At 63.9% G+C, this 1,094-nt stretch carries 2 pseudogenes; one reads left to right on the forward strand and one right to left on the reverse strand.

The features are described from left to right. Window positions 1-74: 74 nt before the first annotated feature. Window positions 75-317: pseudogene (locus ORI27_RS32855) on the reverse strand (transposase); the annotation flags it as partial. 113 nt (window positions 318-430) lie between these two features. Here ORI27_RS32855 and ORI27_RS32860 point away from each other — a divergent pair. Then, window positions 431-985 (forward strand): annotated as a pseudogene (locus tag ORI27_RS32860) (IS1634 family transposase); the annotation flags it as partial. Between the last annotated feature and the right edge of the window lie 109 nt (window positions 986-1,094).

Raw genomic sequence — 1,094 nt, forward strand, 5'->3', positions numbered from 1 at the left:
CGAGGACGCCACGCGCTGGTCAAGTCCAGGGACGTGGTGTACGACGTCGTCGTATGATTCTTCGAGGTGATGGTTCAGGCGGTCAGGGCTGCGGGGGTGTCCTCCCGTTCTGTCGGTGTGTCGTTGACGGCACGTGATTTGCTGAGGACGTCGAGGCCGAGGTAGCGGCGGGACTCGGCCCATTCGTCGTGTTGTTCGGCGAGCACGGCGCCGACGAGGCGGATCAGGGCGTTGCGGTCGGGGAAGATGCCGACGACATCGGTGCGCCGGCGGATCTCTTTGTTGAGCCGTTCCTGGGGGTTGTTAGACCTGACTTTTATCACCGTTGGCGGTCGGGCAGTTCTGTAGGTCTGTGACCTGCGTATTTGTTGTCTTCCTGGTGCGGATTTGTGCACTAGCCGGTGGGTCGTAGGGTGCCTGGGTAGCCTATGTGCGCACCGTGAAGACGTCCTCGGGGGCCACTGCGGTGCAGGTCGTGTGGTCGTCGCGGCGGGGATCGCGCAAGATCGAGCACCTCGGGTCGGCGCACGACGAAGCCGGGATCGCGGCGCTCAAGGCCGCGGCTGCGCAGCGACTGGCTGCCGGTCAAGCCGAACTCGATCTGGGCCTGGCTGAACGTTCGGCGGCCGAGCCGTTGCCGATCACGTCATCGAAGTCCGCGCTGTTGTGGGAGGCGTTGTGTTCTGCCTACACCCGGTTGGGGTTCGACGAGGCCACCGGCGGCGATGAGGTGTTTCGTCAGCTGGTGTTGGCGCGGATCATCGAGCCGACCAGCAAGGCCGATTCGCTGCGCGTCATCGACGAGACCGGAGTGGCGCCGGTGTCGTATCCCACACTCAACCGCCGCCTACCAGTGTTCGCTAAAGCCGAATTCCGGCAGGCACTTTCGACCGCTTGTGCTACCCATGCCCGGTTGGGGCCGGCCAGCCTGGTGCTCTACGACGTCAGCACCTTGCACTTCGAGACCGATGCCGGCGACGGGTTCGGGCCCTGCCCCCGTGTGTTGGACACGCTTAATCCCGCAAGATTGGCGGGGGAAGCGAGATGATCCACCACGATGGCAAGGAAAAATTATCCCGACGAGTTTAAACGGG

The sequence above is a fragment of the Mycobacterium pinniadriaticum genome (genome assembly GCF_026242045.1).
Taxonomy (GTDB): domain Bacteria; phylum Actinomycetota; class Actinomycetes; order Mycobacteriales; family Mycobacteriaceae; genus Mycobacterium; species Mycobacterium pinniadriaticum.